General features: G+C 71.5%; 30 protein-coding genes. 16 read left to right on the top strand and 14 right to left on the bottom strand.

Translation table 11 applies throughout. The features are described from left to right. Nucleotides 1-49: 49 nt before the first annotated feature. From E1291_RS21930 to pqqA, 7 genes are all read right to left on the bottom strand, one after another. Nucleotides 50-1507 carry a phytoene desaturase family protein gene (locus E1291_RS21930; RefSeq protein WP_131739844.1) on the bottom strand — a complete coding sequence of 486 codons (1458 nt, stop codon included), beginning with the start codon at nt 1505-1507 and terminating at the stop codon, nt 50-52. After that, nucleotides 1495-2268, bottom strand: a complete 774-nt coding sequence (locus tag E1291_RS21935; RefSeq protein WP_242614298.1) for a carotenoid biosynthesis protein — start codon at nt 2266-2268, stop codon at nt 1495-1497. The genes E1291_RS21930 and E1291_RS21935 overlap by 13 nt, the downstream gene beginning before the upstream one ends. Before the next feature lie 102 nt (nt 2269-2370). Continuing rightward, nucleotides 2371-3474: a pyrroloquinoline quinone biosynthesis protein PqqE gene (gene pqqE / locus E1291_RS21940; protein WP_131739846.1), complete on the bottom strand. Its 1104-nt coding sequence runs from the start codon at nt 3472-3474 to the stop codon at nt 2371-2373. Continuing rightward, nucleotides 3471-3737: a pyrroloquinoline quinone biosynthesis peptide chaperone PqqD gene (gene pqqD / locus E1291_RS21945; RefSeq protein ID WP_131739848.1), complete on the bottom strand. Its 267-nt coding sequence runs from the start codon at nt 3735-3737 to the stop codon at nt 3471-3473. The genes pqqE and pqqD overlap by 4 nt, the downstream gene beginning before the upstream one ends. Next, nucleotides 3727-4470, bottom strand: coding sequence for a pyrroloquinoline-quinone synthase PqqC (pqqC, locus tag E1291_RS21950; RefSeq protein WP_242614299.1), 744 nt, complete (start codon nt 4468-4470; stop codon nt 3727-3729). Before pqqC ends, pqqD begins: the two co-directional genes overlap by 11 nt. Then, nucleotides 4467-5369 carry a pyrroloquinoline quinone biosynthesis protein PqqB gene (gene pqqB, locus E1291_RS21955; protein ID WP_131739850.1) on the bottom strand — a complete coding sequence of 301 codons (903 nt, stop codon included), beginning with the start codon at nt 5367-5369 and terminating at the stop codon, nt 4467-4469. Before pqqB ends, pqqC begins: the two co-directional genes overlap by 4 nt. 10 nt (nt 5370-5379) lie before the next feature. Next, the gene (gene pqqA / locus E1291_RS21960; protein ID WP_131739852.1) at nt 5380-5508 is read right to left on the bottom strand and encodes a pyrroloquinoline quinone precursor peptide PqqA; all 129 of its coding nucleotides are present in this window, start codon (nt 5506-5508) and stop codon (nt 5380-5382) included. Between the two features lie 201 nt (nt 5509-5709). Here pqqA and E1291_RS21965 point away from each other — a divergent pair, with 201 nt between their 5' ends. The 7 genes from E1291_RS21965 (at nt 5710) to E1291_RS21995 (ending at nt 11362) form a co-directional block, all read left to right on the top strand. Beyond that, nucleotides 5710-6561 carry a DUF72 domain-containing protein gene (locus E1291_RS21965; protein ID WP_131739874.1) on the top strand — a complete coding sequence of 284 codons (852 nt, stop codon included), beginning with the start codon at nt 5710-5712 and terminating at the stop codon, nt 6559-6561. Between the two features lie 126 nt (nt 6562-6687). Beyond that, the gene (locus E1291_RS21970) at nt 6688-8019 is read left to right on the top strand and encodes a class I adenylate-forming enzyme family protein (RefSeq protein ID WP_131739854.1); all 1332 of its coding nucleotides are present in this window, start codon (nt 6688-6690) and stop codon (nt 8017-8019) included. Continuing rightward, nucleotides 8016-8744 carry an SDR family NAD(P)-dependent oxidoreductase gene (locus E1291_RS21975; RefSeq protein ID WP_131739856.1) on the top strand — a complete coding sequence of 243 codons (729 nt, stop codon included), beginning with the start codon at nt 8016-8018 and terminating at the stop codon, nt 8742-8744. Before E1291_RS21970 ends, E1291_RS21975 begins: the two co-directional genes overlap by 4 nt. Then, on the top strand, nt 8738-8998 hold the full coding sequence (locus tag E1291_RS21980; RefSeq protein WP_131739858.1) for an acyl carrier protein: 261 nt from the start codon (nt 8738-8740) through the stop codon (nt 8996-8998). Before E1291_RS21975 ends, E1291_RS21980 begins: the two co-directional genes overlap by 7 nt. Nucleotides 8999-9003: 5 nt before the next feature. Continuing rightward, on the top strand, nt 9004-10011 hold the full coding sequence (locus E1291_RS21985; protein WP_207400869.1) for an AvrD family protein: 1008 nt from the start codon (nt 9004-9006) through the stop codon (nt 10009-10011). Further along, the gene (locus E1291_RS21990) at nt 10008-10709 is read left to right on the top strand and encodes an AAA family ATPase (protein ID WP_131739860.1); all 702 of its coding nucleotides are present in this window, start codon (nt 10008-10010) and stop codon (nt 10707-10709) included. The genes E1291_RS21985 and E1291_RS21990 overlap by 4 nt, the downstream gene beginning before the upstream one ends. After that, nucleotides 10706-11362, top strand: coding sequence for an HAD family hydrolase (locus E1291_RS21995; RefSeq protein WP_242614301.1), 657 nt, complete (start codon nt 10706-10708; stop codon nt 11360-11362). Before E1291_RS21990 ends, E1291_RS21995 begins: the two co-directional genes overlap by 4 nt. Nucleotides 11363-11698: 336 nt before the next feature. Here the strand turns inward: E1291_RS21995 and E1291_RS22000 are convergent, their stop codons facing one another. The 3 genes from E1291_RS22000 to E1291_RS22010 all read right to left on the bottom strand — a co-directional run bounded on the left by E1291_RS22000 (nt 11699) and on the right by E1291_RS22010 (nt 14491). After that, nucleotides 11699-12469: an AfsR/SARP family transcriptional regulator gene (locus tag E1291_RS22000; RefSeq protein ID WP_207400870.1), complete on the bottom strand. Its 771-nt coding sequence runs from the start codon at nt 12467-12469 to the stop codon at nt 11699-11701. A gap of 281 nt (nt 12470-12750) precedes the next feature. After that, nucleotides 12751-13962 (bottom strand): MFS transporter, encoded by a 1212-nt coding sequence (locus E1291_RS22005; RefSeq protein ID WP_207400871.1) that lies wholly within the window; start codon nt 13960-13962, stop codon nt 12751-12753. A gap of 88 nt (nt 13963-14050) precedes the next feature. After that, nucleotides 14051-14491: an ester cyclase gene (locus E1291_RS22010; RefSeq protein WP_242614302.1), complete on the bottom strand. Its 441-nt coding sequence runs from the start codon at nt 14489-14491 to the stop codon at nt 14051-14053. A gap of 89 nt (nt 14492-14580) precedes the next feature. Here E1291_RS22010 and E1291_RS22015 point away from each other — a divergent pair, with 89 nt between their 5' ends. From E1291_RS22015 to E1291_RS22040, 5 genes are all read left to right on the top strand, one after another. After that, nucleotides 14581-15189, top strand: a complete 609-nt coding sequence (locus E1291_RS22015) for a TetR/AcrR family transcriptional regulator (RefSeq protein ID WP_131739861.1) — start codon at nt 14581-14583, stop codon at nt 15187-15189. 78 nt (nt 15190-15267) lie between these two features. Then, entirely contained in the window at nt 15268-15900 is a 633-nt protein-coding gene (locus tag E1291_RS22020) for a helix-turn-helix transcriptional regulator (protein WP_207400872.1), read from the top strand. A 978-nt stretch (nt 15901-16878) separates the two neighbouring features. Beyond that, on the top strand, nt 16879-17721 hold the full coding sequence (locus E1291_RS22025; protein ID WP_131739862.1) for a leishmanolysin-related zinc metalloendopeptidase: 843 nt from the start codon (nt 16879-16881) through the stop codon (nt 17719-17721). Between the two features lie 981 nt (nt 17722-18702). After that, nucleotides 18703-19074, top strand: coding sequence for a VOC family protein (locus tag E1291_RS22035; RefSeq protein ID WP_131739864.1), 372 nt, complete (start codon nt 18703-18705; stop codon nt 19072-19074). Between the two features lie 56 nt (nt 19075-19130). Then, the gene (locus tag E1291_RS22040; protein WP_131739865.1) at nt 19131-19493 is read left to right on the top strand and encodes an MmcQ/YjbR family DNA-binding protein; all 363 of its coding nucleotides are present in this window, start codon (nt 19131-19133) and stop codon (nt 19491-19493) included. Between the two features lie 261 nt (nt 19494-19754). Here the strand turns inward: E1291_RS22040 and E1291_RS22045 are convergent, their stop codons facing one another. Together E1291_RS22045 and E1291_RS22050 are read right to left on the bottom strand one after the other, a co-directional pair. After that, complete coding sequence (locus E1291_RS22045) at nt 19755-20021, bottom strand: hypothetical protein (protein WP_131739866.1); 267 nt, start codon at nt 20019-20021, stop codon at nt 19755-19757. Between the two features lie 138 nt (nt 20022-20159). Beyond that, the gene (locus E1291_RS22050) at nt 20160-21071 is read right to left on the bottom strand and encodes a type IV toxin-antitoxin system AbiEi family antitoxin (protein ID WP_131739867.1); all 912 of its coding nucleotides are present in this window, start codon (nt 21069-21071) and stop codon (nt 20160-20162) included. A 289-nt stretch (nt 21072-21360) separates the two neighbouring features. Between E1291_RS22050 and E1291_RS22055 the strand changes: the two genes are divergently transcribed. After that, nucleotides 21361-21831: a hypothetical protein gene (locus tag E1291_RS22055; RefSeq protein WP_131739868.1), complete on the top strand. Its 471-nt coding sequence runs from the start codon at nt 21361-21363 to the stop codon at nt 21829-21831. Nucleotides 21832-22479: 648 nt separating this feature from the next. On the opposite strand, the gene E1291_RS22060 is transcribed toward E1291_RS22055, so the two are convergent. Continuing rightward, nucleotides 22480-23256: an alpha/beta hydrolase gene (locus tag E1291_RS22060; protein WP_131739869.1), complete on the bottom strand. Its 777-nt coding sequence runs from the start codon at nt 23254-23256 to the stop codon at nt 22480-22482. 116 nt (nt 23257-23372) lie between these two features. Here E1291_RS22060 and E1291_RS22065 point away from each other — a divergent pair, with 116 nt between their 5' ends. From E1291_RS22065 to E1291_RS22075, 3 genes are all read left to right on the top strand, one after another. Next, on the top strand, nt 23373-23942 hold the full coding sequence (locus tag E1291_RS22065; RefSeq protein WP_131739870.1) for an RNA polymerase sigma factor: 570 nt from the start codon (nt 23373-23375) through the stop codon (nt 23940-23942). After that, nucleotides 23935-25212 (top strand): VOC family protein, encoded by a 1278-nt coding sequence (locus tag E1291_RS22070; protein WP_165495234.1) that lies wholly within the window; start codon nt 23935-23937, stop codon nt 25210-25212. Before E1291_RS22065 ends, E1291_RS22070 begins: the two co-directional genes overlap by 8 nt. Before the next feature lie 429 nt (nt 25213-25641). After that, a complete protein-coding gene (locus E1291_RS22075; protein WP_207400874.1) occupies nt 25642-26283 on the top strand; it encodes a hypothetical protein in 642 nt (213 codons plus the stop codon). 126 nt (nt 26284-26409) lie between these two features. Here the strand turns inward: E1291_RS22075 and E1291_RS43345 are convergent. After that, nucleotides 26410-26595 (bottom strand): hypothetical protein (locus E1291_RS43345; protein ID WP_207400875.1); only part of this gene is annotated, 186 nt, incomplete at its 5' end.

Raw genomic sequence — 26595 nt, forward strand, 5'->3', positions numbered from 1 at the left:
CGGGCGGCCACCACCGCGCCGGCGGCCGCCTGGGCGGCCGTCAGCGGCCTCATCGGTCCCCTCCGCGCCGGGCCCGGCCCCGCGGGAAGTCCTCCGCGACCAGGGAGGCGACGATGCGGCCGCCCATCGCGACCAGCGGCAGGCCGCCGCCCGGGTGCGCCGAGCCGCCCACCAGGTACAGGCCCCGCCGGGGACCCCGGTTGCCGGGCCGGCGGAACGGCGCGAGACGTCCCCGGTAGGCGGTGCCGTAGATCGCCCCGCCCCAGGCTCCGTACCGGTCGCGCAGGTCAGCCGGGGTGACCAGGTCCACGAACCGCAGGCGGCCCGACAGGTCGTATCCGCGCTCCGCCAGCCGTTCCAGCACCAGGTCGCGGTAGCCCTCGGGGGTCACCGGCCAGCGGCCGGGGTCACCGGCCGGGACGTTGACGAGCATGGTCCAGTTCTCCGCCCCGGCGGGCGCCTGGGACGGGTCGTCGACGGCGGAGCAGCCGATGTGGACGGTCGGGTCGCGCGGCGGCAGCCGCCGGTCGAAGATGTCGCCGAACTCCCGCCTGTGGTCGGCGGAGAACACGATGGTGTGATGCGGCAGGTCCCCGGTCCGGCCTTCGACCCCGGCCAGCATCAGGAAGGCCGAGGACGACGGGCCGAGCCGCGCCAGCCCGCGCAGCCTCCGCCGGTCGGGGAGCAGCCGCCCGTACAGGGCCGCGGCGTCGGCGTTGACCACGACCGCGTCGGCGGTCTCCCGCCGGCCCGACGCCAGCACGACGCCCCGGACCGGGCCGCGCCCGGCCAGCACCTCGGCCACCTCGCTGGAGGTGCGGACCTCCACCCCGGCCTCCGCCAGCAGGCGGGCGAGGTCGTCGGCCAGGCCGGGCAGCCCGCCGGGCACGTACCAGCCGCCGTCGCCGTGCTCGATCGCCGGGATGCACCCGAGCGCGGCCGGGGCACGGTACGGGCTCGACCCCGCGTAGGTGGCGTACCGGCCCACGTACTGGCGCAGCCGGGGGTCGCCGAAGAAGCGCCGGGCGAGCCCGTGCAGCGTCCGCCCGGGGGCGACCGCGCGCAGGTCGCCGAGCCGCGCCTCGTCGGGCCTGCGGCCCAGCGGACCGGAGAAGAACGTGCGCCGCGAGGCCGCGAGGCACTCGGCGGCCCAGCCGTGGAAGGCGCGCCACGCCGCGCCCTGCCCCGGCGCGAGCCGGTCGACCTCCGCGGCCATCCGCTCCGGCGCGCGGAACGCGCGCAGGGTGGACCCGTCGGCGAAGCGGTAGCGGCACAGCTCGTCCAGTTCCAGCAGCTCCCGGCCCACGCCGAGGTCCCGGAACACGCCGGGGAGCGTGAGCAGTGAGGGCCCCAGCGAGAAGCGGAAGCCGTCGCGCTCGTGCCCGGCGAGCTTGCCCCCGAGCCGGCCGAGCCGCTCGTGCACCCGCACGTGGTGTCCGTCGCGCGCCAGCAGCAGCGCGGCGACCATCCCGCCGACCCCGCCGCCGACCACGATCACCTCTGCCATCGTCGCCTCCCGGCCAGCAGGGCGAACGCCCCCATCGACGCTCCGCCGGCCGCCGCGACCAGCCGGTCCGGCGGCTCGAACACCGCCGCGAAGGCGAGCGTCTCCATGCCCGCCATCACCGCGTAGAGGACGACCAGCCCGCCGGCCGCGTCCGCCGCCTCCCGGCCCACGGCGGCGTCGATGACGACCATGACCAGCGCCGACACGGCCAGCCAGCCGAGGAAGTTGCTGACCGGCACACCGCGGTAGGGACCCGCGTCCGCCCACGTCCACAGGCCGAGCCGGAGCATCTGCGGATCGAGGAACAGGTCCCAGGCGGTGAGCGCCGCCGCCCCGAGCGCCCAGCGCGCCGCTCCCCCGGCCGGGGCGAGCACGGTGGCGACGGCGTGCGCGGCGAGTCCCATGCCGCCCCAGGCCACCGCCACGACGACCGGTACGCCGCCCGGTTGCGGCCGCAGCAGCGAGGTGTAGGCGTACTCCCCGAACGGGACGCCGGTCCGGACGCCGATCCATTCGGCGGCGTACCCGGCCGCCACGGCGGCGGCGAACGCCGCGGTCGCGCGCCGGATCCCGTGCCGCCCCGCGAGGAAGGCCACGGCGCTTCCCGCCAGCAGGACGACCACCACGCCGGTCAGCCGGAGGGACTCCGGCCGCAGTCCCGACATCACCTGTGCCACCACCATCGCGGCCAGCAGCCCCGCCCCGGCGACGCCCGCCGGTCTCGGCGCGGCGCGTGCCCGTCCCCTGCGCTCGTCTCTCACACACGGGTCTTCGGCGAGGGACGCCCCTTCAGATGCATCCGCTTCGCGCGCGTCCCGCCCGCCCGTCCGGTGCTCCGACGCGGCGGACGGGCCGCCCGGTGCTCAGGGACGGGCGTGCGACGGGGCGGCCGGGTGGCGGTAGACGAAGTCGGTGGGGCACGGGGCCGCGCGGTCCGCCGCCGAGGCCGGGTCGCGGACCAGGTGGTGGTCCGGGGAGAGGGAGCACGCCGGGTCCGTGCGGGCCGCGTCGCCGGTGAGCGCGTGCGCCTGGCACCGGCAGCCGCCGAAGTCGATCTCGCGCCGAGGGCAGCCGCGGCACGGCTCGGCCATCCAGCCCGTCCCGCGGTAGGCGTTGAAGGCGGGGGACGCCGCCCAGATCCAGGCGAGCGGCTTCTCCCGGACGCTGGGGAACGCGAGGTCGGGGATGGCGTAGGCGGCCGGGCAGGGCAGCGCCGTGCCGTCCGGCCCGACGGTGATCGAGCGCGCGCCCCAGCCGCCCATGCACGGCTTCGGCACGCCCTCGTAGTAGTCGGGCATGACCCAGACCAGCTCGGGGCCGCCCGCGCCGCGGGCGGCGACGGTCGCCTTCGCGCGGTCGAGCTGCGCGCGCGTCGGCAGGAGGGCGGCGCGGTTGCGCAGCGCCCAGCCGTAGAACTGGGCGTTGGCGAGCTCGATCCGGTCCGCTCCCCAGCGGGCGCCCACCTCGATGATCTCTTCGAGGTGGTCGAGGTTGTGCCGGTGCAGGACCACGTTGAGCCCGAACGGGACGCCGGCCGCGCGGATCACCCTGGCGGCGCGTTCCTTGGCCGTGTACGACGGGCGCCCGGCGATGAGGTCGGAGCCGGGGCGGCGGGCGTCCTGGAGGGAGAGCTGCACGCTGTTCAGCCCGGCGGCCAGCAGCGCCTCCAGCCTGGGCGCGGTGAGGCCGAGGCCGCTGGTGACGAGCTGGGTGTACACGCCCGAGCGGTGCGCCTCCGCCACGATCTTGGCGAGGTCGCGGCGCAGCAGCGGCTCGCCGCCGGAGACGTGGGCCTGGACGACGCCGAGGTCAGCGGCCTCCCGGAAGACCCGCGCCCACTCCTCGGCGGCGAGCTCGGCGCGCCGGGGGACGAGGTCGAGGGGATTCGAGCAGTAGGGGCAGTGCAGGGGGCAGGCGTGCGTGACCTCGGCGAGCAGCGCCCAGGGCGCCGGGACGTCGTCGCTCATCGCAGCCAGCCCTCCGCGCGGATCCGGTCGAGGAAGGCGGGCACCTCGTCGGCGAGCGGGGCGTCCGGGAACGCCTCGGCCAGCTCGGCGATGATGTCGGCGACGGTGCGGCGGCCGTCGCACAGGCGCAGGACGTGCCCGCCCTGGCCGCTGAGCCGCACCGCGCGCTCGGGCATGAGCAGCAGGTCGGCGTCGCGGATGTGGTCGTAGCGCAGCACGATCGAGCGGTTCAGGACGGGGCGCCAGTCCGCGTCATCGGGCATCGGACGCGCCCGCCGCGTGGTCCACCGCGTCCAGCAGCGACCAGAGCACCTCGCACTTGAACGCGAACGCCGCCAGCGCGCGCTCCTGGTCGCCGCGGGTCTGCGTCCACTCGTGCACCAGGAGCAGCGCCTCCTCCGAGTCACGGCGGCCCTGGCTCACGCGCACCTGGAAGTAGTGGAGGCCCGCGTGCTCGACCCACGGGTAGTGCCGTTCCCACGCCGCGATCCGCGTCTCCATGAGGTTGGGCGCGAACAGCTCGGTGAGCGAGGAGGCGACGGCCTCCAGCGGCGAGGCGTTCGCGCAGAAGTTGACGTAGCCGTCGACGGCCAGCCGCACGCCGGGAAGCACGCCCTCTCCGGACAGCAGCGCGCCCCGGTCCAGCCCGGCGGCCTCGCCGAGCCGCAGCCACCGCTCGATCCCGCCGTCCTCGCCGGAATGGCCGTCGTGGTCGTGGATGCGGCGGATCCAGGAGCGCCGCAGTTCCCTGGAGCCGAGCTTCGCCAGGATCAGCGCGTCCTTGATCGGGATGTGCCGCTGATAGTGGAACCGGTTGAGGATCCAGCAGCGCAGCTCCTCCGGCGACAGCCGGCCCGCGTGCATGCGGAGGTTGAACGGATGCCGGTGGTGGTAGCGCTCCTCTCCCAGCGAGCGGAGCCGGTCCTCCAGCTCGGCGGACGGCCACGGCGGTCCCTGCACGTCCGGGTCGGCGTGGTGGACCGAGATCGTGTTCACAGTTCGATCATCGCTCTCTCCCGGGCGACCTCGACGCCGGCGGCGGCGAGCCGCCGGTGCCCCGGGTCGTCCGGATCGACGAGGGGATTGGTGTTGTTGAGGTGGGTGTAGAGCCGCCGGGCGGCGGGCAGCGCGGCCATCCGCGCGAGCGTGCCGCCCGGCCCCGTGATGGGCAGGTGACCCATCTCGCCGGACGTCTTGCTGGAGATCCCGGTGCGGCGCGGCTCCTCGTCGTCCCAGAACGTTCCGTCGACGAAGACGCAGTCGGCGTCGCGGAGGGCGCGGTCGAGCTCGTCCGGCCAGGCCGCCAGGGCGGGGGCGTAGACGACGGACCCGCCGTCCCGCCGGTCGCGGACGAGCAGCGCCACCACCCACGCGTCCCCGGCGTCGCCGGGCAGGTCGGCCGCGTAGCGGGGCCGCTTGCCCGACACCCGGATCGCCTGGACCTCCAACGGTCCATCGTCGAGCGCCTCAAGGCCCTTCTCCGGAAGCGCCGTCCAGGACATCCCCGAGTAGGGGCCGAGGACCTTGTCCAGGCGGAGGCCGCCGGACAGCGCGGCGCGGACCGTCCCGGTGGCGGCGACCCGCAGGCTCGACGCCTCCCTCAGCCGTGGCAGGCCGAGGGTGTGGTCGAGCTCGGCGTCGGTGAGGATCACACCGGCCACGGGCGTGGCGCGCCCGGACGGGCCAGGGCGCAGTGCGGCGCACTCCTCGATCTGCTCGCCGATGTCGGGTGTGGCGTTGACGACGTACCAGCGTCCCGCGTCCGCCTCCACGGCGAGGGAGGCGTGGCGCCGCCGCCGCGCCGGGTCGGCCCGGGCCGCGGCGCACCCCGGGCACGCGCAGTTCCACTGGGGCACGCCGCCGCCCGCCGCGGTGCCGAGGACCAGCAACCGCATCGCCGGCGGTTCAGATCTCGGCGCCGAAGTAGGCCGTGACCTCGAGTGACGTCTCCACGACCTGGTAGTCGGGGGTCACCCAGCGGGTCACCGGGTCCTCTGCGGGGGCGTTCTCGATGACGGGAGCGTCGGTGGTCATGGGAGCACCTTCCTCTGGACTGCCCGGATCGTATGCCGCGCTCTCTCGGCCGCCCTAGGCATGGCGTGCCAAGAATGTTCACTCAGTGACGACAGCGAAACGCGCTGGTAAGGCCTTCGCGCCGACGCGGCCGGCGCGTCCCGGCACCGCCGTCGCCGGGACGGGCACGGAACCCCCGTGGCCTTCGATAACGTCTGGTGCATGCGGCTTCACGTGGGATGCGCGATGTGGACTCATGCGCCATGGCAGGGGCGCTTTCTACCCCATCCTCTTCCCTCTAAGGAGCGGCTGCGGGCCTACGCGTCCTGGTGCAACGCAGTGGAAGGCAACACGACGTTCTATGCGACGCCTTCGCGCGACTCGGTGGAGTCGTGGGCACGGCAGACCGAACCCGATTTCCGCTTCGTCGTGAAGCTGCCCAAGACCATTACGCACGAGCGCCGCCTCAACGGCGCCGAGGACGACCTTCGCGCGTTCCTTTCCGCGATGGAGCCGCTCGGTTCGCGCACCCACGCCCTCTGGATACAGCTGCCGGGATCGTTCGGCCCGAACGATCTCGGTGGCCTGGCGAGTTTCCTGCGCGGTCTCCCCCGCACGCACCCGATCGCCGTCGAGGTGCGGCATCGCGCCTTCTTCGACGAACCGCGCTCGGCCGGCATGCTCGAGCGGCTCCTCGCCGGAGCGGGCGCAGAATGGGTGCCCTTCGACACGGTCACGCTGTTCCAGAGCCCGCCGACCAGCGACGCCGAGCGGGACGCGTGGACGAAGAAGCCGCGCGTGCCGCGCCGCTCACGGGCCCTGACCGCGAATCCGATCGTGCGGTACCTCGGCCGCGACGACACCGAGCGGACGGTCGAAGGATGGCGGCCCTGGGTCGGGATCGTCGCCGACTGGCTGCGCGAAGGCCGCTCACCGACCGTTTTCCTGCACACCCCCGACAATGCCGAGGCGCTCACGCTCGCCCGCCGTTTCCATGACGAGGTGCGGGCGCGCGTTCCCGGCCTGGAACCGCTTCCCGAGCCGGTCCCGGCCGAACCGCCGACCCTTTTCTGACGGCCGGAGCATCGCTCCGTCCCGCCCGGGGTAGCCGTTCGGCTACCCCGTTTTGGGAGCTGTTGGGAAAAGCACCGCCTCCCTACGGTCGAAGGCATGACATTCCACCTGCGACCGGGAGGGAAAGTGACCCATCCGTTCCTCGAACGCATGCACGGCTTCGGCTCGTCCGACGCGATCGTCTTCGACGGGACGACCTACGGCTACGACGACCTGCTGGCCCTGACCGCGCTGTGGCGCCGCCGGCTCGCCGCCGTGGGCGTCGAACCCGGCGGTGTGGTGGCGCTGGAGGGTCCCTACTCGGCGGACTGCTGCGCCGCGTTCCTGGCCCTGATCGAGCGCGGCGCGATCGTGGTGCCGCTCAGCGACCCGCCGCCCGGCCGGCGCGCCGAGTTCCACGACATCGCGCAGGTGGAGTACGTGATCACGGTGGACGGCGGGCGGCACGGGCCCGCCCGCACCGGCCGCCGGGCGGCGCACGAGCTGTACGGGCGGCTCCCGGCGGGCGGCCTGGTGCTGTTCTCGTCCGGGACGACCGGGCACAGCAAGGCGTCCGTCCTCGACCTCGCCAAGGTGCTCGGGCGCTACGGGGAGCCGGCCCGCCCGCGCCGCACCCTCTCGTTCCTGAACCTGGACCACATCGGGGGCGTCAACACGCTCCTGCACACGCTCAGCCAGGGCGGCACCGTGATCACGGTGCCCGACCGGACGCCGGACGGGGTGCTGGCCGCGATCGCCGCGCACCGCGCCGAGGTCCTGCCGACCACGCCGACGTTCCTGACGATGCTGCTGGTCACGGGCGCCGTCACCCGCCACGACACGTCCGCGCTGCGGCTCGTCACCTACGGGACCGAGCCGATGCCGGCGGCGACGCTGCGGCGGATCACCGAGGCGTTCCCGGGTGTGCGGTTCAAGCAGACCTACGGCCTGTCGGAGCTGGGGATCCTGCCGACCCGCTCGCGCGGCGACGCGACCCCGTGGGTCAAGCTCGGCGACGCCGGCTTCGACCACAAGATCGTGGACGGGGTGCTGTGGATCCGGTCGGACATGGCGATGCTCGGCTACCTCAACGCGCCCGCGCCGTTCGACGCCGACGGCTACTTCGACACCCAGGACATGGTCGAGGTGGACGGCGAGTGGGTCCGCATCCTCGGCCGCCGCTCGGAGATCATCAACGTGGGCGGGGAGAAGGTGTACCCGAGCGAGGTCGAGAGCGTCCTGCTGGAGGTCCCGAACGTCGCCGACGCGATCGCCCGCGGGCGGCCCAGCCCGGTCACCGGCATGGTGGTGGAGGCCACCGTCAAGCTGGTCGAGCCGGAGGACGAGCGGGCCGTCGCCCGCCGCGTCCGCGAGCACTGCGGGCGGCGCCTCGAACCGTACAAGGTGCCGGCCGTGGTCGGGGTCTCCGACGCCGACCAGCACTCCGGGCGGTTCAAGAAGCTGAGGAGCGCGGCGTGAGCGGCACCGCCGTCGTCAGCGGCGGCAGCCGGGGCCTCGGCCGCGTCCTGGTGGAGCGGCTGCTGGCCGACGGGCGGCGCGTCGCGACGTTCAGCAGGACCCGCAACGACTTCGTCGAGCGGACCGAGCGGGCGGCGCCCGGGCGCTTCCTGTGGGCGCCCGCGGACCTCGCCGAGCCGGACACCCTGCGGGCGTTCGTGCGGACCGCCGCCGACCGGCTCGGCCCGATCGACCTGCTGGTCAACAACGCGGGGCTGCTCCAGCACGCCTCGCTGCTGCTGACCACGCCGCCCGGGGAGATCGACCGGCTGGTCGCCGCGAACCTGGTCGCCCCGATCACGCTCGCGCAGGCCTGCGCCCGGCGGATGAGCCGGACGGGCGGCGGCCACATCCTGACCATCTCCTCGGTGAACGCCGTCCGCGGCCACCGGGGGGTGGCGGTGTACACCGCGGCGAAGGCCGGCATGGACGCCTTCGGCCGCAGCCTGGCACGCGAGGTGGGTCCGCTGGGGATCCGGGTGAACTCGGTGGTGCCGGGGTTCTTCGACAGCGAGATGACCGCCGAGGTCACCGAGCGGAACAGGGAGCGCATCCGGCGCCGCACGCCGCTCGGCAGGCTCGCGTCGGCCGAGGAGATCGCCGACGTGGTCCTGCTGCTCGCCTCGCCCTCGGCGTCCTTCATCACCGGCCAGACGACCATCGTCGACGGAGGGATCACATGTTGACCGGAAACGACGTGCGGACCGTGGTGGACCGCGAGATCACCGCCCTGCTGGCGGAGGCCACCGGCGAGAGCGGCCCGGTCGGCCCCGCGGACGGGCTCTACGACCTCGGGCTCGATTCGCTGCTGCTGGCCCGCCTCGTCATCACGCTGGAGGGAGAGCTCGGCGTGGACCCGTTCGCGGAGGGCGCGAGCATCGCCGACGTCCGCACGCCCGATGACCTGACCGCCGCCTACGAGAGGGCACTGACCTCATGAACACGATGACGCTCGCATCCGTCGACGACTATCTGGGGCCCGGCGAGACGCGGTTCTTCTCCCACGGGTACCGGCGCGTCCGCTACGACGTGCGCGACCTCGCCGTCTCTCCCGGCGGCGTGACCGGCACGGCGTCGCTGGCGTATCCGGGCGACTGGTCGAAGAAGGGGTCGGGCGACCTCCGCCCGCACCTCAGCACCGTCGACAGCCTGGTGCTGGCCGTCCAACTGGCCGAGGCGCACCTCGCGCACGCCGGCGGGCTGGACGCCGGCGCACGGCGCGCGGCGCGCCTCCGCCGCGTCGCCCTCCGCGCGGGCACGTCCCCGCAGGAGGACCTGGACGCCGTCCCGCTGAAGGCCGCGTACTGCGGCAGCGCGGGCGGCGTGTCGGTGTTCGAGTGCTCCAGCGGCGTCATGCGCGCCCGCTGCGAGATCGAGCACCACGCCGGGGGCGGCGCGGCCGGCGCCGCCCCGAACGGCGCGGGGCACCCGGCCGCCGGCCGCAGGTCGTTCGACGACCTCCTCGGCCCGGGGATCCGCCGCTTCTACGGCGAGGGCTTCAAGGACCGCGGCCACCGCATCGAGGACGTGCGCGTCGACATGGGCGGCCCGCGAGCGGACGGAACCGTCGTAGTGGAACGCTCCAAGGCGCCGGAGGAGGGCATCGACGGCGCCTACCAGCCGTCCTTCTCGCTGATCGACGCGTTCGTGGTCAACCTTCAGCTCGCCCAGATCCTCATGTACGAGATGGACGGCGTCAGCCGCGCCGACAGCAACACGCTGTGGATGCTCCGGGCCGTCCTGGACGCGGGGCCGGCCCGCCGCCCCTTCGACGGGCCGCTCGCCGCGCGCACCGAGATCACCGGGCGGCACCTGCTGCCGCTGCGCGGAGCGACCTGGCGCAACGCCGACATCGCCGGAACGTGCGGCGGGGTGTCGCTGCGCTGCTCGTTCGCCCACGAACTGCCCGCGGGCGCCGCCCGCGCGGCGCGACGGCAGGAGGGCCGCCGATGAACCTCGGAATCTCCGGTACGTACTCGTCCGGCAAGACCCTGACCACGATGGCGCTGTCGCACTACACCGGGCTGCCGCGGACGCAGGCGCTGACGATGCGCGAGATCCTGCCGGACGCCGTTCCCGGCAAGACGCTCGCGGAGTGCACGGCCGCCGAGTTCGTCCAGCTCGTCGTGCGGCGGCACACCGAGCGCGCCGTCCACGAGCGCATGCTCGACGGGGCGTTCGTGTCCGACGGTTGCTCGCTCCAGGAGTGGTCGTACGGGACGGCGCGCGTCGTCCACGGCATCGACCCGGCGGTGACGGCGGACGGCGGCGAGCGACCGCCGTCGGCGGAGACGGACTTCTTCGCCGAGGTGTTCGTCCAGCTCGGGCACGCGTTCCAGCGGCACGTCCGCGACACCTATGACGCGTTCGTCCACCTGCGCCACGAGCTGCCCATGCGCGCGGACGGGCACCGGCCGATGAACGACCGGTTCCGCACGACCTGCGACGGCATGATCCTGGAGACGCTGAACCGCCTCGGCCCGCCGGTCCACGTGGTGGGCGGCGGCATCGCCGAGCGCCTGTGGACCATCGCGGGGCTCCTGGACCTGCGGCCGGTGATGACCGCCGAGCGGGCGATCGAGCTGGCCGAGGCCGACTACGGGCGCCAGGACCTGCGGTTCGAGCGGGACCGGACGCGGGCGGCGGGGTGAGCGGCGCCCGGCGCGCGGCGTTCTTCGACGTCGACGACACCCTGATCACGGTCAAGAGCATGTTCCGGTTCCTGGAGCACGACCGGCCGCCCGCCGAGTACCGGCGCGTCATGGCGGAGCTGCGCGCCCTGAAGGCGTCCGGGCTCCCCCGGGAGGTGACCGGCCGGGCGTTCTACCGAACCCTCGCCGGGCGCGACGTCGCGGAGGTCGCCGGGTCCGGCGCCGCGTGGTTCGCCGCCGAACTGGACCGCGGCGGCCTGTTCGACCGCGAGGTCCTCGCGCTGCTGCGCGGGCACGCGGGCCGCGGCGACCTGATCGTGCTGGTGTCCGGGTCGTTCCCCGCCTGCCTCGACCCGCTCGCCGCGCACGTCGGGGCGCACGTGGTGCTGTGCTCGCGCCCCGAGGTGCGGCGCGGGCGGTACACCGGCGGGGTCGCCGCACCGATGATCGGCGACCGGAAGGCCGCGGCGGTGCTCGCGGCGGCGGCCCTGCACGGGCTGTCGCTGGACGCCTCGTACGCCTACGGCGACCACCTGTCGGACGTGCCGCTGATGAAGCTGGTCGGGAACCCGGTGATGGTCGGCGACGACCCGGCGCTCGGCGAGCACGCGCTACGGCACGGCTGGCCCCGGCTGGCCAGGACCGCGGCGTGATCCTGGACCCTCCGCGCACACGGAGACCGGCTCACCACACGTGCCCCGCGGACGACCCCGTCCGCGGGGCACACGCCCGCACCGCCGCCCCCGCACATCACCACGCAAACACCCGGGCCAGGCCCCACCACACGAGCAGCGGCACTCCCCAGCCACGACCAGACCAGGGACACGAGCGGCACCGCACAGACACTGACCACACGATCCCTCACCCGGCGCGCAAGCCCTCGACAGACCGCACCACACAGGCACCCCCAGTCGAGCACCGCCCCACAAGCAGCACAACTCGAACACCACCGCGCAAGCACCACCGCACAGGCGCGTCCGGTCGATGGCTCAGGCGGCGCCGCGGAGGTCGGTGACCCTTTCGTCCTGCAGGATCGCCTGGTTCAGGCGGCGCAGTTCCGCGCCGGGCTCCAGGCCCAGCTCGCGGACGAGCGTCTCGCGCGCCGCGCGGTAGGCCAGCAGGGCGTCGGCGCGGCGTCCCGACCGGTAGAGCGCGAGCATCAGCCGGTAGTGGAACCCCTCGTGCAGCGCGTGCTCGGCGACCATCCGCTGCAGCATCCCGATGTACTCCCGGTGCCGTCCGAGTCGCAGCGCGGCGTCCACCATCATCTCGACGCAGTCGAGCCGGGCCTCCTCGGCCCAGGTGACGAACGCGCCGACCTGCGGCCCGTCGCGCTGGTCGAGCAGGAGCGGGCCGCGCCACAGCTCCAGCGCGCCCTCCAGCTCGCGGAGCGCGAGCTCGTCGCGGTGCGCGCGGGCCGCCTCGCGGCCCCGCTCCAGCCGGCGCTGGAACGCCCGCAGGTCGAGCTCCGCGCCGTCCAGCCGCAGCATGTACCCCGGCGCCGCCGTGACGATCGGACTGGTGCCGCCGGGCGATCCGAGGTACTTGCGGAGCTGGGAGATGGCCACGTGGATCCCGGCCGACGCGCGGGCGGGAGGCGACTGTCCCCAGATCTCGGCGATCATCTCGTCGGTCGAGACGATCTCCGTCGCCTTGATCAGCATCAGCGTCAGCGCGACCTGCGACTTGCGCGAGCCGATGAGCGCCAGGGGCCGCTCACGTGCGACGCGCAGCGGACCCAGAACCCCGTACCGAATCAATTCGCTCAGCCCTTCAGAATGTTCGCGAAGATGACGGCGATTCGGTGGCCGAATCGCACATGCGGGGTGCGGGTCTGCCATCGTAGCAGGTGGGAGTGGGTTCATACCGCCCGTTTCCCGACCTGTCCGCTCACCGGAACGACCCTTTATCGATCACCTATCCGACGCTCACCGGAAAAGCAGAAAATTAAACGACGGGAATCGCCGGGCACGGCGCACGGCGAGATCGCCGGTGCGCCGTGGCACCGGCGATCTCGCCGTCCGCGGGGCCGTCCCCGCGGTCAGGTCCGGGAGGGCACCCGCCTGTCCGCCGCCGGCGCGGCCTTCGCGGGCGCCCCACGGCGCCCGATCTCCACCAGCCACACGGCCGTCGCCGCCGCGGGCAGAGCGGCGCCGAGCGCGCTCACCCCCGTCCAGCCGTAGGAGGCGTACAGCACCGTCGAGAGAGCCGTTCCCACCGCGCCCGCGACGAAGTAGACCGTCATGTAGGCGGTGTTGATGCGGCTCCGGGCCTCCGGGCGCAGCGGGTAGATCAGGCTCTGGTTGCTGATGTGGACGCCCTGGCATCCGAGGTCCATGACGGCGACGCCGGCGCCCAGCGCGACGACGTCGTGCGCGCCGAGGCCGAGCAGCGCGTAGGAACCGGCCATCGCGACGAGGAACGCGCCCGTCGCGTACCGGGCCAGGCCGCGGTCGGCGAGCCGTCCCGCCACCTTCGCGACCAGCGCTCCCGCCGCCCCCAGCAGCGCGAACGCGCCGATCTGCGCGTCGTTCCAGTCGTAGGGCGCGCGCGCCAGCAGGAAGCCCGCGCTCGCCCAGAACACGCTGAAGGACGCGAAGCACAGCGCCCCGTACACGATCCGCAACCGCAGCGCGGGCTCCTCGCGCACGATCGACAGGACCGAGCCGAGCAGCGCCGGATACCGCATCCGCGCGGTGGGCGCGAGCTTCGGCAGGCTCACCCACAGCAGGACGCCGACCACCGCCGTCACCACGGCGCCGAGCCCGAACACGGCTCGCCAGCCGAGCGCCGAGGCGACCAGTCCCGCGACCGTCCGGGAGAGCAGGATGCCGAGCAGCAGCCCGCTCATCACGGTGCCGACCACGCGTCCCTGGCGCCCCTCCCCCGCGATGTGCGCGGCGAAGGGGACGATGATCTGCGCCGCCACCGAGGTCAGGCCGACCAGCACCGCGGCGGCGCCGAAGGCGGCGTAGGACGGCGCGAGCGCCATCCCGGCCAGCCCGGCGACTCCGCCGGCGAGCATCACCGCCAGCAGCCGGCGCCGTTCCAGCAGGTCGCCCAGCGGGACGAGCGTGGCCAGCCCGACGGCGTAGCCGACCTGGATCAGCGTCAGGACGATCCCGACGGCGCCCGTCGAGACGCCGAACTGCCGGCCGAGCGTCTCCTCGAGCGGCTGGGCGTAGTAGAGATTGGCGATCACGGCACCGGTGGCGACGGCCATGGTCGCCACCGTGGCACGGTTCGTGCTCATGTCGGCGGCCTCCGTTCCGGTGCGGTTGGCAGGCGAGGGCGGCCTCCCCCGGCCCCGCGGGCTTGGGCTCCGCCGGGCCGGCCGGAGGTCATCCGCCCAGATCGATGCGGGTGTGGCCGAGGTCGCGCATGAGATCGAGCGGGTCGAACAGCGCCGTCCGCTCGATGACGCGGTCCCCGCGGAAGCGGTCGATGCCGACCGCCGTCCACGCGGCGCGGCGCCCGGTCGGCGGCATCCCCAGGTAGGTGCCCCGCTGGGTGCCCGTCAGCGCCACCCTGGTCACCACAACGTCACCGTCGCAGTACTGCTCGCGCACCCGGTCGACCACGTCCGGGAAGGCGGTGCGGAAGGCGCGCACCCAGGCGCGGACCCCGTCCGGGCCCCGGAGGCCGAACTGCGGCCAGATGAAGTCCGGAGCGAAGATCTCGTCGGCGAGGTCCAGCTCACCGAGGGTGATGACGCGCTCGAACAGCTGGGCGATCCGCTGCTTGCGCGCGCGTGCGGTCCGCTGTGCGGTCTGCACGGACACGATCCCACCTCCAACTCAATCGTTGGACTTCCACCGTACGTCCGCCCCGGACGCATCGTCAACGATCCGGTTGGAGTTATGCTCCGAGGGTGGCCTGGAACACCGCCGAGACCCGCCGCCGCCTCAAGGAGGCCGCCACCGAGGAGTTCGCCGCGCACGGACCCCACGGCACGACCATGGACCGCATCGCCCGGCGCGCCGGCGTCAACAAGGAGCGGCTCTACAACTACTTCGGCGACAAGGAGCGGCTCTTCGCGACCGTCCTGTCGGACGAGCTCGCCAAGATCGCCGCGGCCGTCCCGCTCGAGTCGATCCGCGCCGACGACATCGGCGAGTTCGCCGGGCGCACCTTCGACTACCACTCCGCCCACCCGCATCTGGCCCGCCTCCTGCACTGGGAGGGCCTCTCCTTCCAAGGCGAGGTACCGGACGAGGAGGGCCGCACCGCCTACTACCGGCAGAAGGTCGAGGCCTTCGCGGCGGCCCAGCGCGACGGCGTCCTCGACTCCGAGCCCGACGCCGCCTCCCTCGTCTTCCTCACCATCTCGCTCGCCGCGTGGTGGTTCGCCGTCCCGCAGATGGCCCGCATGCTCACCGGCGTCGCGACGGTGGACGAGGACGAGCACGCCCGCCGCCGCGCCGCGGTCGTCCTCGCCGCCCGCCGGCTCGCCCGGCCGGACTCCGCGGACCGGCGTTAGACACCGCGAAGGCCCCCGGTAGCCGCGTCGGCGACCATGGAGTCCGCGCGGAACGCCGAACGGAACCGGGGGGTCCAGATGGCCGACACGATCAACGTCGTCCTGCATCTGCGCGACGGGCTGGAACGCTACGGCCTGGAGCGCATGCTCCAGGGCCTGGACGTCGTGCGCGACCAGCGAAGCGCCGACGACCTGGAGACCGCCGTGGAGGGCGCCGCCCGCGCCGCGCCGACCGTCCTGATCGTCTCCCATCGGGACCTGGACGAGACCGCGCGGCCCGTCCTGCACGACGCGGCGTCCAGGGGCGTCCGCGCCCTGGTGCTCGTCCCGGGCGGCGACGTTCCCCGCGCCGGGCGGCTGGCCGGGCTGGCGTGCGGCGGCTTCCTGAGCACCGGTGACCTGGGCCGCACCGAGCTCCGCCACGCCCTGACGCGCGTCGCCGACGGCGAGGTCCCCATCCCGGCGCCGCTGGCCCGCTCGCTGCTCGGACCGTCCGATCCCGCCCCGCCCCGCATGACGCCCCGCGAGCACGAGGTCCTCCCCCTGCTCGCCCGCGGACTGAGCAACAAGCAGATCGCGCGCCGCCTGTCGATCTCCCAGCACGGAGCGAAACGCCTGGTGGCCAACATCCTGGCCAAACTGGACTCGCCGAACCGCACCGTGGCGGTGACGCGCATGCTGAGCCTCGGCCTCTGCGACCACCCCGGCTGACCCCGAGCCGAACGACCGTGACCGTCATCGCCCGCAGCCGATAGATGTGCGCCCAAGAGAACGAGGACGCCCGAGTACAAGCCCGCAGTCCCACCCCACCCGCATGGTCTGCCGCCCCCGCCCAAGAACATCCACGCGCCCGAGTCGGCCCGCGGCGACCGCAGCGTCCTCAAGAACCTCAAGAAATACCAGCGGCCCTAGACCACCTACACACGCCATGAACGCGAGCCTCCACCACCAGGAGCACGCCCCACCGAGGACAAAAACGCCCACTACGACGAGGAAGCACAACCTCCAACAGACCCGCCCTTACACCCCACACCTGAAACCTTCAACGACCATCCAAGCCCGACGACCGACCCCCGCACCCGCCCAACCTCAAACCACACAGAACCGAAAACCACACCGGCATCCGCGGACTGCACATCCCCGCACCCGGGCAAGCCTGCACCGCCAGGAGCACGACCCACCAGGGACAAGATCACCCGCCACGATGAGGTTGCACAGCCTCCGGCAGACCCGCCCCCACAGCCCACACCTGAAGTCTTCAACGACGGCACGTACCCGATGACTGGCTCTCGCGCTCGCCCAGCCTGAAACCGCACTGAACCGAACACCACACCAGCAGCCGCAGACCGCACGTCCCCACACCAGGGCAGGCCTCCACCGCCAAGAGCACGACCCGCCGAGGACAAGATCACCCGCCACGATGAGGATGCGCAGCCTCCGGCAGACCTCCCCCTCCACAGCCCACACCTAAGATCTTCGACGACGGCAAACGCCCAGTGACCGACTTCCGCACTCGCCCAGCCTGAAACCGCACTGAACCGAACACCACACCGGCATCCGCGGGCCGCACGTCGCCGCACCCGGGCGGGCCTCCTGCAGCCCCGCCGCAGAGGAAGCCCCGGGCCCCGCGCCGGGGTTTGAGTATGCATTGCTCATGCCAGCGGAACCAGAGAAGCGGATCGTCGTGGCATGGAGACATACCTGGCAAGGGCCGAAGCGTCACGGGCCGCCGAAATAGCCGAGACGGACTCGCCGTTCACCATCGAGATCCGTTTCCTGGGCGGCCTGACCACCGCCCAGCAGGACGCGTTCGCCGGGGCGGCCGACCGCTGGACCCGCGTCATCGTCGGCGACCTGCCGGACATCGAGATCGACGGCGACCTCATCGACGACGTGCTGATCCTCGCCCAGGGCCAGGCGATCGACGGCGTCGGTCACGTCCTCGGGCAGGCCGGTCCCACCCACGCGCGCCGCGCGGCGGACGGCACCTGGCAGCAGCCGTGCAAGGGCCACATGGCCTTCGACACCGCCGACCTCGACCAGATGGAGGCCGAGGGGACCCTGCTCGACGTGATCACCCACGAGATGGGCCACGTCCTCGGCATCGGCAGCATGTGGGGCCTGTTCGGCCTGGTCAGCCCGCCGCCCGACGACCCGGACGCGCTCACCAACCCGGTCTTCGAGGGCCTCGCCGCGATGACCGAGTACGGCGCGCTGCTCGGTGGCGACCCCCTCCCGGTGCCGGTGGAGAACCAGGGCGGCGGCGGCACGGCCCGGGTCCACTGGCGCGAGAGCGTGTTCGCCAACGAGCTCATGACCGGTTTCGTCGGCTCCGCCGGAAACCCGCTGAGCCGGCTGACCGTCGCGAGCCTCCAGGATCTCGGCTACGAGGTCGACCTCGAGGCCGCAGACCTCTACTCGCTGCCGAACCTGCTGACGCTGGCCCAGTCCGGCGCCCTGGTCGCGCACACCGCACCGGTGAACCAGGGGTACATGATCCCGACCGTCCCGATCCCGGTCTCCGCGAAGTAGAACCCGCAGCGTCCGCGCACCGGCCGAGGCCCGTGGGGAGGCAAGGCCCGGTGCGCGGACGTCAACAAAACCACCCCCTTCGCCCTTCGCCCTTCGCCCTTCGCCCTTCGCCCTTCGCCCTTCGCCCTTCGCCCTTCGCCCTTCGCCCTTCGCCCTTCGCCCTTCGCCCTTCGCCCTTCGCCCTTCGCCCTTCGCCCTTCGCCCAGGAGCACACCACAGCGGTCGCCTCACCGGTGAGCCCTCCCGCTGACAACACGGCCGGAACCTCACGCCCGGCGGCTTGGCACACCGACAACGTCGAGCAGCACGGGCAACGGTTCCGCCCGGCGACACACGCGGCGCGCTTCGAATGACCTGCCTCCAGTGGCGAGGGGCGCGAATATCCAAGGAGGACGTCAAGCGAGCGCCGCGGCTCGCGACACCCCCACATCGGCTATTCGCCGGGGCCAGTACTGCAGGGATTGACAGCACTACAGCTGCCATCACCGCGGCGCGGCCCCAAGCCCGAAGGCAGCCACCAGCCCCAGCGACATGACGTCGCCACCGGTGTGGATAGCTGGAGAGGATCTCGACTTTCGGCGGCTCGGCCCGGACGCTCGCCATCGCGAGCTGGGGCCACAGGTCCGCCTCCTCACACCCGACCAGCGCGGCGACCCCCGTCCGATGACGCGGATGCGGCACGCGTCCCGCGATCCATCCTGAACGGTCTTGGGATCCACGCCTAACCGACCCGCAACGCCCACCTCGGTCAGACGCGTATCGGCAAAGGGCACGCCGCAACCTGTCGTTCACCAGACCTCCCGTGGCGCAAGTGAGAACGACGCGTCAACGACGCCAGTAAGGCTGGTGAGCGTCTAGGGAACGCCTCCCTCCCTCATCTCTCGTCAACCACTCACGCCTCGCCGCCGCAGGCTTGCGGCTCACAGATCAGCTACCCCCTCCCCGCAACCGCTGTCACCCTGGGCGGATAGCATCCGGATCATGGGCTCTCGCCTCTATCACCTGGTCATCAGCTGCATCGATCCGTCATCGCTCGCGCAGTTCTGGTCGGCGGTTCTGGACCAGCCGATCCTGTACCGCTCCGAGGACGGCGACGAAGTGATAGTCGGAGCGGACGAGCACAGCTATCCGGGCCTGTGCTTCATTCGTGACCCGGGGCGTAAGACGGTCAAGAACCGTCTGCACATCGACCTCGATCCCGACGACCAGGCCGCCGAGGTGGAGCGCGTCCTCGCCCTGGGAGCTCGCCACGCCGACGTCGGGCAGTCGCCCGACGTCTCCTGGGTGGTGCTCGCCGACCCTGAGGGGAACGAGTTCTGTGTACTCCGCCCACACCGTTCTCTCGTCGACTGACCGCTCATCGGTCCCTAAGATCTCCGGTCCACATCAACCGAGGAAGGCCAACGCCCATGAGTGACCTGGACACGACAGACCGGCTCCGCGGCCTCTGCCTGTCCCTGCCGGAGGCCACGGAGAAGCCCTTCGGCGGCCACACGGCCCCCTCGTTCAGGGTTCGCGACAAGCTGTTCCTGATGACGAGCGAGGACGGCCTCTCGATGATGTTCAAGGCCGGACCCGGTGTTCAGGACGCCCTCGTCTCCGAGAGCCCGGAACGCTTCTTCGTTCCGAAGTACGTCGGCAGCAAGGGCTGGGTGGGCGCCCGCCTGGACGTCGACCAGGACTGGGACGAGCTCACCGAGCTCATCGAAGACAGCTATCGCCTCATCGCCCCCAAGCGTCTCGTGGCCCAACTGGACCAGCAGCAGCCTTGAACCCCGACACGTTGACCTCGATGGCGCGCATGTCCTCCGGCCGCCGCAGGAGATCCGCACCGCCGCTGTACGTATTGGCTTTCCAACTTCGGCTCTCTGAACTCACGGCCACCGGGCGATCGCAAGACCGGTGAACCCGTTGTATGAGAACCCTGCCCCGGGGATGAGCCCTCCCTTCCGGCTGAGAATCTCGCGATTTTCCCTAGTCGCCACTGACGGCCGTATCAAAAGCGACCATCAGTCCGCGCCCTAACTCCTTCCTCACTCCCTGCCCTCCTTCATCCCCAGGCCTTCTTCCACCCCGCCCTTCTTCCTTCCTGCCCTCCTTCCTCCCGGGGCCTTCTTCCACCCAGCCCTTTCTCCTCCCTGCCCTCCTTCCTCCTGCCGGTCTTCCTCCTCCCGGCCCTCCTTCCGCCCGGCCCTTCCTCTACCCTGCCTTCCTTCCTCCCCGGGGCCTTCCTCCTGCCGGTCTTCCTCCTTTTGGTCTTCCTCCTTCCCTGCCCTCCTTCCTCCCGGCGCTCCTTCCACCCGGCCCCTTCCTCCTCACATCCGGCCCTTCCTCCTCACTTCCGGATAGCGCCCCTGGTCCCTCAACGAACCTTCCGGCTCTGCTCTCCGTGACGGCTGGCGTGAATAGCGGAGCCGGCACGGCTCTGGCACTGGCCATCAGCGAGGGCGGCGGGAGAGGGTTCTCAGCCGCCTGCTGATCCTGTTCACAGTCGCCTCCGGCGGGTTCCAACCGCGTTGGAACATGGCGGTGAGCAAGGCCTCCAGGTAGGGCGCGGGCCTTGACAGGAATTCCTTGGTGACGGGGATGATCTCCCACCCCATCTCCGTGGTGAGCCACCGGCGGCGCCGTTGGTCGTGGGCGCGAGCCTCCCGACCGGAGTGGTGACGTTCACCGTCATACTCGACCCCGACGCGGAAGTCGGGATAGCCGAGGTCCACGTAGAACCACCGGCCGCCCGGCCCTGGGACCGGCACCTGGGTGCGCGGGCTCGGGAAACCCGCGTCCACAATGGTCGCCCGAGTCCAACTCTCGCCAGGTGAGGCGGCCCCCGGATCGCCGAGGCGGACGATTTCGCGCAGTCGCTTGTTACCGCGATAGCCGGAGAGGACCCGTGCCATCTCTCTGAGTTCGTCGCGTTCAACGCCGCGGCGGAGAAACTGGTCCAGTGCGGCGACCGCTTCGATGCGCGGCAGCCAGCGCGCACAGTCCAGCGCGGTTCTGGGCAGGGATGTGACACGGATTTTCTCCACTTCCAGTGCGTGCTCCTGAGGGACTTCCACGTTCTCGGGAGCGAGCGAGGGTGGATCGAGGTCGGTTTCAAATCCGAGTGGCCTGATGAATTCGGCCGCGCAGTCAGCCTGATTCACTCCCGGCGGTAAGACGTCGAGGCCCCAGATCCACGCAGCGGTCCGGCGCGCGACCACGGCCTCCTCGGGCACCAAATGGCTGAGCGCTTTCGCGCGCTCAACAAGTGGAGATCCGCTCTGCGACACATGGGGGATGCCACGGCCGGCGGCACAGACCGGCTCGCCGGAAGATCGATTCGAGATGATGTCGAGTTCAGTCACGACAACTGATGATGGTCGCTCGGCGAAACACCCGGTAGAGGGTCTCGAAAATGTGGATAACTCACGATCGACGCAGGTCAGAGGCCCACAGGTGATCAAATTGAGCACCTCGGGACTGCTCTGGCCCGCCTCGGCGCGCTCGTGATCATCGATGGGGCCAGCCGGGGGCGGACCGGCCCGCCCGTTCGAGGGCCTCGACGCGGCCGACGGCGGCGGAGCCACCGGTCGGCTTCCGCGGACGTGACCCGCGTTGAATGTCCGCGCCTCAAGATCACGCTAGGGTGCGGACATGGCCGACTTGTACGAGGTATTGGTGACAGCTGACCTTCCCGATGATCTATCGGACGAGGAGTTGGCGGAGCTACGGTGGCATCTCGGACTCGGGCCGGAGCCGTCGACCCTGACGATCGTGACCGACTACGCGGAGGTCGTCCTTGGCGAGAACGGCGAACCCGTGGCCGACGGGCACGGCAACTGGGTCCTTGAGAATCGTCCCTTTCCGGCTCTGGCCGGCAGAGGTCCCGCCCACCGGATCGGTGGCGCCCTCGTCTCGGAGCTCACGCGCCGTGAAGGCAACCACAGCGGGTGGGCTCTGACGAGCCGCCAGGAGATCCACGCGGACGACTTCCGGCATCCGGTGACGCTTCTCGATTGGCTGAGCGACCGAAGCCACCGCTTTCTCTGCCACAAGCGCTTCTATGAAGATTTCGAGCTGGTTTCGGTTCGGATTCAGGACGGGGACCTCATCCCGCATACGTGAGGAGCAGAGAGCACTCATTGAGCATGCGTGCGCGGCACCGTCGTTTCCGTTCGGCATACGTGGCCCCCTCGGCGCGGTGCCATGCGGCGCGGTCATGCTGAAAAAGGGCAGGCACCTTGCATGCCGGTGACGAGCCCCGCCTCTATCGCGCTCGTCACGTGACTCTTCGCCAGTGACTCGCCCGCCCCTCGCGCTTCCCGTGCACGGGCGATGACCTCCCCAGAGGGCACCCGAGCCCAGGGCCGGGCACGGAAATGTAGTCCCTCGCTCGGGACCGGCTGAAAGAGAGCGTCGAAGTTCTAGCGAAGCGCTGCCAGCATGAGCACGCGTCGTTGCGCGTACTCACGTGTGGCCCTCCGGAAATGCCTTGCCAAGACCCTCATCTTCCTGGACCGGGCGGTTGCAGGCGGCTGCCGACTGTGCGGCGCGAGGCTCCAGGCGGTCCCGCGTGCGCGGAAGCCTTTCGCTCGGACGCAGTCGTCCGCCCGGGATCACGTCCAGGAATTGCTGGCAGCTGCGGGCAGCGAGGTCACCGCGCCCTGCAGACTCACACGAAAGCCCATCTTGGCCTAACCGGTCATACAAGAGAGACTGGAGCCCACAAGAGGCCAATGAGAGTCCGAAAGCCCGTCGATGGTGCAGGCATTGTCACTGGGCCGATTGAGAACGCGGCGCACCGACGGCTTCAGAGGCCCATATGCCGATGCGATTGATCAAGCCCGGAGTGGCGGCGATCTCGGCGTGACCGAACCCCGGCTCGATCCACAGCTCGCGCGGGTCTCGCGCCGCCTCGTACAACTGCCGGCCGTGCTCAAGAGGGAAGAACGAGTCCGCATCGCCGTGCACGATCAGGAGAGGCGCGGGTGCTATGCGTCCGGCGACCTCGTGAGGCTCTTCCGGTACCGGATCCCAGCCCCCTGACGCGATCCGTGTGCCTCGCGCGAGCCGAACCGCCATACGGCCTGCGGGACGTTCGATCGCCCAGTGGACCCGCCGCATCGGAACCGTCCCCCGGTAGTACCAGCGTGCAGGAGCGCTCACGGAGACCACGGCATCGATCCCACCGTGCAGGGCCGCGTGACGAACTGCGACCGCTCCGCCCATGGAGAAGCCCACTGCGACGATTCGCGTGTACCCCCTCCGGCGCGCCGCGGACACCGCGGCGTCAAGGTCGAGCACCTCACGGTCACCGACGGTCGAATGCCCGCTGGAACGTCCATGACCACGAAAGTCCAACCCGACGACGCCTCCGTGCCGGTTGAGCACACCCGCGATCCTCCGGAGGGCGGGCTGCCGCCACGAGCACGTGAACCCGTGGGCCAGGACGAAGCAGAGCCCGCCGTCGCCTCGCAGGTGCCCCGCATCGAGCCGCACGTCATCGACGCTGTACAGCGTGAGGGATTCCAGCCGGTCCACAGCTCTCATCATGAGCCATCACAGGTGAGAGTCACGCGTCTCGATGGTGATCATCGTTCGAGACGGGTACAAGATTTTTCACCCCCCGCCCGTCGGAAAACCGGCCCGCCGAGCGATGGAGGGGTATGAACCACCCGGGACATCTCGAGCCGGACCCGGGGCCGGCGCTCCTCGACCTTTACGACACGGCGCTGCCCGAGGTCTACGGCTACCTGCTGTCCCGTTGCGGCCGGCGTGCCCTGGCCGAGGACCTCACCGCCGAGACCTTCCTGGCGGCGGTGGAGGCGTTGCGCAAGGAGCCCCCGCCGGACCTGTCCACCGCCTGGCTGGTCGGCGTCGCTCGGCACAAACTGGCCGATCACTGGCGTCGGCTGGCACGGGAGGAGCGCGGGCTGCAGGTCCTCGACGGTGGGCTCGACGAAGCGGAAGACCCCTGGGACGCGCAGGTGGACGCGCTTCACGCCCGCGAAGTGCTGGCCACGCTGGGCCCGCACCACAGGGCCGTCCTGACGCTGCGGTATCTCGACGGCCTGCCCGTCCCCCGGGTCGCCGAGCACCTGGGCCGGACGCCCGGCGCGACCGAAGCACTGCTGACACGCGCCAAAGCCGCGTTCCGGCAGGCCTACACCGACACGACTCCACCAGGGGGCCCGGCCCCCGGGCGACATGACAGAGAGGGGGGCCACGATGACTGATCCACTGGAGGCTCTTCACGCACCGGTGGTGCCGGTCGACCCGGACCCCGTCTTCGCGGCACGGTTGCGCGACCGCCTGCGGCGCGCCCTGCTCCACCACACGGGAGACACCATGACCATCGCGCACGAAGCATCCCCGCGGGTACGCACGCTGACCCCGTACCTGTGCGTCGACGACGGGACGCGCGCCCTGCGCTGGTACGCCGACGCCTTCGGTGCCCGAGTTCTCGGCGAGCCGACCCTGATGGAGGACGGCCGCGTCGGCCATGCCGAACTCGCCATCGGCGACTCGGTCTTCATGCTGGCCGACGAATGGCCAGAGCTGGGCCTTCTCGGCCCCAAGGCGCGCGGCGGCCCGAGCCAGTCGCTCTACCTCGCCGTCCCCGACGTCGACGTGGTCTTCGCTCGCGCCGTCGAGGCCGGCGCCGAACCGGCCCGTCCCGTCGCCGACTACCCGCACGGCCGTAACGGCGTCGTCAACGACCCCTTCGGCCACCGCTGGATGATCACGACCCCGCCTGAGCCCCCGCGCCCTCGCCTTCGCCAGGGCGACATCGGCTACGCCTCGGTCTGGGTGCCGGACGTCGAGAGGGCCGCCGCCTTTTACGGATCGGTTCTCGGCTGGCGCTCCGTCCCGGCGGGCGGCGCGGCCGGACGCCAGGTCGAAGGCCTGCCACAGCAGCACATCGGGCTCCAAGGCGGCCGGGCCGAGCGAACGACCTTCCTCTCCTTCCCGGTCAAGGACATCCAGGAGACGGTTCGCCGCATCCGAGAGGCCGGAGGCGACGCCGAAGAACCCACCCACGAGCCGTACGGGCAGTCCGCGATGTGCGCCGACGACCAGGGCATGCCGTTCTCCATCTACCAACCCCCGGAGAGCACGAGCCCGGTCGAGGCCAGGCTCTCGGAGATCATCGAAACGGCCACCGGCCACGGCGAGATCTCCTACTTCACGCTGGGCTTCCCCGACGCGTCCCGCGCCCGTTCCTTCTACGGCGCCGTGCTCGGCTGGGAGTTCACCCCCGGCCACAGTCCCGATGGCTGGGACGTCCGTCTCGGAGGCGCCGCCGTGCACCCCATGACGGGGTTGTACGGCGGCGCTGAGCGGCCGGTCGTCGTCCCGATGTACTCCGTCAACGACATCGACGCCGCCGTCACCCGGGTCCGCGACGCCGGTGGCACCTCCACCGACCCCACACGGCAGCCCTACGGCCTGACGGCCGAATGCGCCGACGACCAGGGCAGCCGCTTCTACCTGGGGCAACACTGATACCACCGCGACCAGAAAGGGACGGCACTCCGGAACCCCAGATCACACGTCCCACATCACGCTCAAGTGTGATGCCCAACTCGAATAGGAAACCCCCAACCCAGCACAGAGAGGTGTGTGAGAGAAGGAGACAGGCCATCCTCCCGGTGGAGGGCTCGTCAGTGCGGCGAACCTCTGTCCCCGAGGTGGCCGGTGGAGGCACCCCCGCAAAACTGAGGAAAGCGCAGGGGAAACGATGATCTCTGCGGTGCCGGGAGGTGACCACGCGGCGGCGCTGCCGGAACGGAGCGCGGACACGTCTCCGGTGGAGGCGGAGGCGCACCGTAGAGCAGCCGCGCGGCACGGCATGCGGCCGAGAACGATCGTTGCCTTGCGGGTAGGACGGGTGACGGTTCGGTAGTGGGAGATCTTTAGAGGAGGAGCGGCAGCGTGAACAGGGAAGATCTGGCGTCGACCCGCCGGTCGTTGCACGGCGTGGCGGAATGGGTTCTGGCCGGGCCCCAGTACCGGGAAAGCGGCTCGATCGAACTGGGGGTCGTCGCGGGCGGCTTCGGGACGGTGCGGTCACCGGACCTGCGCGTGGTCGGGACGGAACTCGTGGCCGGAGACAGGGAAATCCCGCTGAACGGGGCGACATGCCGGGAACTCGCCGCGGCGGCGGGAGTCGAGGCGGGCGGTGTACAGGATCTGTACAACGACGGCAGCGGAGTCGGGCCGGATGACGTCCTGAGCGTGGACGTGCCGACGGCGGCACGCATCGCGGACGGGTTCGGCCGCGCCCAAGAGGCCCTCGTGCGGTTCGCGCCGGACGTCGCCCCGGTGCTGTGGCCCGAGCATTTCGACCTGGCCATCACCGTGGACGAGATCAACTACGGTGTGTCACCCGGTGACACCTATCTCGGCGAACCGTACGCCTACGCAGGGCCCTGGGAAGCACGGGAAGGACAGTTCTGGAATGCGCCATTCGGAGCGGCGCGGCCAGTGCGGCTGCTCGCCGGAGACGCGTTGTACGCCTTCTTCGAGAAAGCGAAGGAGCGCGCCTCCATCGACCCCCCGCGCCAGTCGGAGTGACCAAAGAGCCCCCCGGCGCCTAGGCTCTTGCCATATGCGCGCGGCGCTGCGCGAACGAGGACTTACGGCGGCGATAGGCGCGTCGCAGCGGGGAGGGGACTGACGGGGGCGTTCATGTAAACGGGTTCATGCGGGCGGGCACCAGGCGTACTGGAAGCCGCAGTTTGGGGGAACGGTGACGGCACACGGGGCCTTTTTCAGTATCCGTTGCACTGAAGCTTTTTCATCCTTGGTGGATGCCTTCTGATCACAGCGTGATCGCAGGTTGCCAGTTCGGCTCATGACGTAGCGAAGCTCCTGGTAGACGGGTTG

The sequence above is a fragment of the Actinomadura roseirufa genome, from assembly GCF_900659635.1.
In the GTDB taxonomy this organism is placed as follows: Bacteria; Actinomycetota; Actinomycetes; order Streptosporangiales; family Streptosporangiaceae; genus Spirillospora; species Spirillospora roseirufa.